At 53.3% G+C, this 6,627-nt stretch carries 5 protein-coding genes; 4 read left to right on the top strand and 1 reads right to left on the bottom strand.

The annotated features are described in order from the left end of the window. Positions 1 to 113 precede the first annotated feature (113 nt). Positions 114 to 938 carry an AraC family transcriptional regulator gene (locus tag FD01_RS10760; protein ID WP_054719175.1) on the bottom strand — a complete coding sequence of 275 codons (825 nt, stop codon included), beginning with the start codon at positions 936 to 938 and terminating at the stop codon, positions 114 to 116. A gap of 142 nt (positions 939 to 1,080) precedes the next feature. Between FD01_RS10760 and FD01_RS10765 the strand changes: the two genes are divergently transcribed. From FD01_RS10765 to FD01_RS10780, 4 genes are read left to right on the top strand one after another with little or no spacing between them, the layout of a single operon-like run. Further along, on the top strand, positions 1,081 to 3,276 hold the full coding sequence (locus FD01_RS10765) for an alpha-galactosidase (RefSeq protein WP_056964251.1): 2,196 nt from the start codon (positions 1,081 to 1,083) through the stop codon (positions 3,274 to 3,276). Positions 3,277 to 3,291: 15 nt separating this feature from the next. Beyond that, complete coding sequence (locus tag FD01_RS10770; protein ID WP_056964253.1) at positions 3,292 to 4,554, top strand: extracellular solute-binding protein; 1,263 nt, start codon at positions 3,292 to 3,294, stop codon at positions 4,552 to 4,554. A 16-nt stretch (positions 4,555 to 4,570) separates the two neighbouring features. Then, a complete protein-coding gene (locus tag FD01_RS10775) occupies positions 4,571 to 5,446 on the top strand; it encodes a carbohydrate ABC transporter permease (RefSeq protein ID WP_027828239.1) in 876 nt (291 codons plus the stop codon). Positions 5,447 to 5,456: 10 nt separating this feature from the next. Beyond that, entirely contained in the window at positions 5,457 to 6,290 is an 834-nt protein-coding gene (locus FD01_RS10780) for a carbohydrate ABC transporter permease (RefSeq protein ID WP_054719172.1), read from the top strand. The last annotated feature ends 337 nt before the right edge of the window (positions 6,291 to 6,627 follow it).

The following is a 6,627-nucleotide window of genomic DNA, read 5'->3' on the forward strand; positions in this document are numbered from 1 at the left end:
ACACCCTATCAACAACTAGGTAAAAGGCACACTCTCAGACTATTTGCACCAGAGCCTTTGATATTTTTTCAGGAAACAGCAGCAAAATCAGTCCGCTTCAAGGCGTGTTCAGATTACTGCCGATATTTCCGGGGGCTCGCTCCCACCGCCCGCTTGAACGCTTTCGAGAATGTAAACGCATCCTTGTAACCCACCCGAGCGGCCACCTCATCCACCGCATTATCAGTCGTGCGCAAGAGCTGTTTCGCCTCGTCCATCCGCATCTGGGTTAAATATTGCTGCGGACTCATCCCGACAAACCGGCGAAAAAGAGTGTACAGATAGGTCCGGGACACATGCAGTGCGGTGCAGACGTCGGTGACATTGCAGCGCCGCGGGTAATTCTGGCGCATAAAAGCGACGGCCTGGTTCATTGTGGCGGTGGCGCCGACCCGTTCCTGCGCCCCTTTCCCCGGAAATTCCGTTAACAGGGTATAAAACATTGCGTACAGCTGGCTCTGGGCCTGCAGCTCATTGGCCAAAGTTGCCGCCCGCCCGCTGTGCAGGCCCTGAAACAACGCCGCGAACTGCTCCTGGAAGGCACTGCCGTCAACGTGCCGGAGCCAATACTTATCCGCTAATCCGCTGCGGTCGAACAACTCCCCCAAATGCATGCCGGTCAGCCCAATCCATTCGTAGGCCCACGGGTCTTCCCCATCGGCCTGGTAAAAGCAGGGTACAGATTGCGGCAGCAAAAAGCAATCCCCCGCTCCCAGCGCCACGGATTTGTGGCCGGCACTGGCGAACCGGCCCTTCCCGGAAACAATGTAATGGAGTACGTAGCTGTCCCGCACGTTGTTTCCCCCGAACGAATAGTTAGGGCGGGTCTGCTCTCGACCATAAAAAACAACGTTACAGTCTACATGTTCAATATCGACCCGCTTGTATTTAAACTCCATTCGGCTTCCTCCTAATATATCTGTCAAAATGTTCACTTATCATTATGCCATGGAATAGGCCGGCACCGCCATGTTTTTCACTGCGCATAATCCGTACACTAAGCAGTGTAGAAAACGGTTTCACGAAACAGGAGGATTTTTCATGGCAGACTTGATTGCATTTGACGCAAAAACGCAGGTATTCCATTTGCATAACCAGCAGATCAGCTACATATTCGCCATCGAAGACGGCGGTGTGCTCGGCCACTTGTACTTTGGCCAAGCGGTCGCCGGTTACCACGGTGAACGGCACTACCCCCGCAAGGATCGCGGCTTCGCCGGCAACTTGCCGGTGGCCGATCCGGAACGCGGCTTTTCGTTAGACACTCTGCCCCAAGAAATCAGCAGTCGCGGCGAAGCAGACTTTCGCATTCCAGCCTTCGTGATTTGTCAGGCCGATGGTGCCCAAGCCAGTCGTTTTATCTATGCGAGTCACCGAATCGTCCCGGGCAAACCCAAACTGCCCGGTCTGCCTGCCGCTTATGTGGAATCACCCGATGAAGCGGCTACCTTGATCGTGACCGTTGTGGACCAGCCTAGCCGCTTACAGGCTGACCTGTACTACACCATTTACCGCGACCGGGCCGTCATTGCCCGCTCCGTGTGCTTCCGTAATCCGGCTGATCAGCCCGCCGTCACTTTGGAACAGGCTGCGTCGGTCCAACTCGACTTCCCCGCCGGCGACTACCGCGTGCTATCGCTCCCCGGCGCCCACGCCAACGAACGTCATCTCCAGAAAGAAGTCGTTGGTTACGGAATCAAACAGTTTGCCAGCACCCGCGGCACCACCAGCCACCAAATGAACAACTTCATCGCCCTCACCGCCCCGGATGCTGATGAATTCCACGGCGATGTATATGGCATCGACTTAGTTTATTCCGGCAACCACGCCCTCACGGTAGAGAAAGATCAAATCGATCAAGTCCGAGTCGTCGCCGGTATCAATCCCGCTGGTTTCACCTGGGAACTGGCCGGCGGCGCTGAATTCCAGACGCCGGAAGCCCTCCTCGTTTATTCCCACCAAGGGCTGAACGCCATGAGCCAGACTTACCACCGCCTGATTCGGGAACGCGTGGTCCGCGGCCGCTACCGCGACCAGGAACGGCCGATCCTCGTCAATAACTGGGAGGCCACCTACTTCAATTTTAATGAAGCAAAATTGCGGCCTATCGTGGATGCCGCCAAGAAACTGGGCATCGAAATGTTTGTCTTGGATGACGGCTGGTTTGGCCACCGGGACGATGACACCACCTCTCTGGGCGACTGGGTCGTGGACAGTCACAAGTTCCCGCTGGGCTTGAAGCATTTCGCCGATTACGTACATAACCAAGGTCTGAAATTCGGTCTTTGGGTCGAACCAGAGATGATTTCCAAGGATTCTGACCTCTATCGCGCCCACCCTGATTATTTGTTAGCGGTACCAGGACGAGCACCATCGCCGAGCCGCTTCCAATATGTGCTAGATTTAAGTAGGGAGGATGTACGCGCCAATATTGCCGGCCAGCTTTCTGACTTGCTTGATCAGGGTTACATCGACTACATCAAGTGGGACATGAACCGGCATCTGAGCGACATCTATTCCCACGCTTTGCCGGCTGCCCGTCAAGGAGAAGTGCTCCACCGCTATACACTGGGGCTCTACGCGTTGCTGGAAGAAATGACCACCAAGTACCCTGACGTATTGTGGGAAGGTTGTTCCGGTGGCGGCGGCCGGATTGATACTGGCTTTGCTTACTACATGCCGCAATCCTGGACCAGCGACAACACCGATGCCATTTCACGCTTAGGCATCCAATATGGTACGTCTCTGGTCTACCCGCCCAACACCTTCACCGCGCACGTGTCGGTCAGTCCAAACGAACAGACTGGCCGCAGCACGTCGCTGGCGACGCGGGGCAACGTGGCGATGAGTGCTGTGTTCGGGTACGAACTGGACCTCACCAAGCTGACGAAAACAGAACAGAAACAAGTCGCGGCCCAAGTCGCCGTGTACAAGCAGATCCGCCCGCTGATCCAATTCGGCCATTTTCTCCGGCTGGAAAGCGGCAATGATTATGCCTGGATGTTTGTTTCTGCCGACCAGAACGAAGCGCTGCTGTTTACGTTCCAACTGCTGAACGACGGCCAGCCGGCGTTCCATATCGTGAAAATGGCCGGACTGGATCCGGTAAAGCAGTATGAAGACACTGCCACCCACACCGTTTATGGCGGCGACGAGCTGATGCACATGGGGTTATATCAGCCCTTGCAGCGGCAGGACTTCACGACACACCAGTATCATTTCAAAGCGATCAATTAAGAGGAGTGGGAGATTATGAAGCATTGGTTGACAAAGATCCTCGGCATCAGCCTGTTAGCCGCCAGTACCACCTTGCTGCTTAGCGCTTGCGGCAGCAACCAGAACAGCAGTAACGGGACAACCACCATCGAGTTCTTCAACCAGAAGAAGGAAATGTCCACGACCTTGCAGCAAATTGTGACGGACTTCGAGAAGAAGAATCCGAAGATCAAGGTCAAAGTTACGAACGTCCCTAACCCGGGCGATGTATTGAAGACCCGGGTGCTTGCTGGTGATGTGCCCGATGTCATTAACATCTATCCGCAAAACATCGATTACCGGGAATGGGCGAAAGCCGGCTATTTCGAAGATCTGACGAAGGCCCCTTACTTAAAGAACATCAAAAACAATTACGCCCAGCAATTCGCCATTAACGGCAAGGTCTATAACGCACCGCTGACTGCCAACGTGTACGGGTTCTTTTACAACAAAACCGCCTTTGCCAAAATGGGGCTGAAAGTCCCAGAAACTTGGGCTGAATTCGAAGCCCTCGTTAAACAGATTCGTGAGCAAGGTAAGACGCCCTTTGCTCTCGCCGGGACTGAAGGCTGGACACTGAACGGTTATCATCAGTTGGCCCTGGCCACCGTTGCCGGCAGTGCGAAGAAAGCCAATCAAGTTCTGCGGTTCAGTCCGGTCAACGGCATCAAAGCCAGCAACCCGGTCATGCAGCAGGATTTCAACCGGCTTGATCTGCTGCACAAGAACAACGCCGCTCAGAATAACTGGCGCGGGGCCAGCTACAACGACGCCGTCGTGGCCTTCACCAAGGGCGATGCCCTGATCATGCCCAACGGCTCCTGGGCCTATCCGGTTATTCAGCAGCAGAAACCCAAGTTTAAGGTCGGCACCTTTGCCTTCCCGGGTAAAGAAAAGGGTGAAAGCCTCACCGTGGGTTCCGGCGACTTGGCCCTGTCCATTTCATCCAGTTCCAAACACAAAGCCGCGGCTGAAAAGTTCGTGGCCTACATGACTACGCCCCAAGCGATGCAGAAATATTATGATGTTGATGGGTCGCCATGTTCTGTCATCGGTGTCAAGCAGGCGGGCATCAATTCGCCGCTGGGCGGCATCACCAAATACGCCTTTACCAAGCATCAATTCGTTTGGATGGCCCAGGATTGGACCAGTGAGAATGATTTCTTCACACTGACCACCAACTACCTGTTGAACGGCAGCAAGTCGGATTTGGTGCACGCGTTGAACGCCTTCTTCAATCCGATGAAGGCCAGCAATTAAGGAGGGGGAAAACAACATGCGTTTACAGAAATTTATCAGTAAATATTGGGGTTGGTTGTTTCTGATCGTTCCCGTCCTATTGCAGCTCATTTTCTTCTATGTGCCGCTGATTCAGGGGGCGTTCTACAGTTTTACCGACTGGACCGGGCTGACGTATAACTTCCACCTAGTCGGTTTCAATAACTACAAGATCCTCGCCACCGACCCGAAGTTCATGAAGGCCATTGGTTTCACCATCATCTTGACGCTGGCCATGATCATTGGCGAAATCGGTTTGGGCATTCTGTTTGCCCGGGTCCTAAACGCCAAGTTCCACGGCCAAACGTTCTTCCGGGCCTGGTTCTTCTTCCCGGCCGTCCTGTCCGGGCTGACTGTCTCCTTGATTTTCAAGCAGATTTTCAACTACGGCTTGCCGGCAATCGGCTCGTTCTTTGGTATCAAAGCGCTGGAAACCAGTTTGCTGGGCACCGCTGGCGGCGCCATCGTGGCCGTGGTCTTCGTCATGATCTGGCAAGGGGTGGCCATGCCCATCGTTATTTTCTTAGCCGGGTTGCAGAGCATTCCCGAAGAAATCAAGGAAGCCGCCCGTATTGACGGGGCCAACGACACTACGATATTCTGGAAGATCGAACTGCCCTACCTGCTGCCGAGTATCTCCATCGTCTTCATCATGGCGCTAAAAGGCGGGCTGACGGCCTTCGATCAGATTTTCGCCTTGACGTCCGGCGGTCCCAGCGACGCCACCACGTCCTTGGGCCTGCTGGTTTACAACTACGCCTTTAAGAACAACCAGTACGGCTACGCCAACGCCATTGCCCTGGTGCTGTTCATCTTGATCGCCATCATTTCGCTAATTCAGATCAAGGTATCCCAGAAGTTCCAGATCGATTAGGAGGATCGTCATGCAAACAGAAAAGAAAACACGCAACATTGGCAAATATATCCTGTTAACCGTCGGCGGCATCCTCATTCTGATCCCGCTGCTGGTCACCGTCTTCAGTTCCTTCAAGACCACGAAGGACATCATGGGGAATTTCTTCTCCTTCCCCAATCCCGGTACACTGGATAACTACCGGCGGCTGTTGGCCGACGGCATTGGCGGTTACTTCTGGAACTCCACGGTGATCACCGTCATCTCCGTTCTGCTGGTCATGTTCTTCGTGCCCATGGCTGCCTACTCCATTGCCCGGAACATTTCGAAGAAACGAGCGTTCAGCCTGATGTACAGCTTCCTGATTCTCGGGATCTTCGTGCCCTTCCAAGTCATCATGATTCCCATTACCGTCATGATGAGCAAGCTGGGCTTGGCCAACATGTGGGGGTTAATGCTGCTGTACCTAACTTACGCGGTACCGCAGACATTGTTCCTCTACGTGGGGTTCATTAAGATGGGCGTGCCCGAGAGTCTGGATGAAGCCGCCGAAATTGACGGTGCCAGCAAGATCACGACCTATTTCAAGATCGTCTTCCCGATGCTGAAACCGATGCACGCGACAACGCTGATTATGAACGCGTTGTGGTTCTGGAACGACTTCATGCTGCCGTTGTTGATTTTGAACAAGGACTCTAAGATGTGGACGTTGCCGCTTTTTCAATATAACTATCAAGGCCAATTTTTCAACGATTACGGACCCAGTTTCGCATCGTACGTCGTTGGGATCATTACCATCACGATTGTCTATGTCATCTTCCAGAAGAACATTATTGCTGGGATGAGTAACGGAGCAGTAAAGTAAACCATTTCACGACAGTAAAGTACGTCTCAATACGAGGCGTACTTTTTCTGTCTCCCGACCTTTATTGCATGTCATAGACATCTGTTGGTAAAGTTGTACACCTCCAAGTTCCTGTGTGATGAAGAAAGGCAAGCTTAGTCAGACTCACGAGCTTTTTAACCAAACCACCCTGACGATCCCTAATATGAGCCATCCAGAGACCACTAAACCCGGTGATGAACCCGCAACGTCCATCACTGATTCGAACATAATCGTTCAAGCACCAACCTTTTACTTTCTTCGCCTGGATTATTCACCTCGGTATTTGGGACATGAAATCGCATCTGGCCGGTCTGAA

The organism is Lacticaseibacillus manihotivorans DSM 13343 = JCM 12514 (assembly GCF_001435035.1).
In the GTDB taxonomy this organism is placed as follows: Bacteria; Bacillota; Bacilli; order Lactobacillales; family Lactobacillaceae; genus Lacticaseibacillus; species Lacticaseibacillus manihotivorans.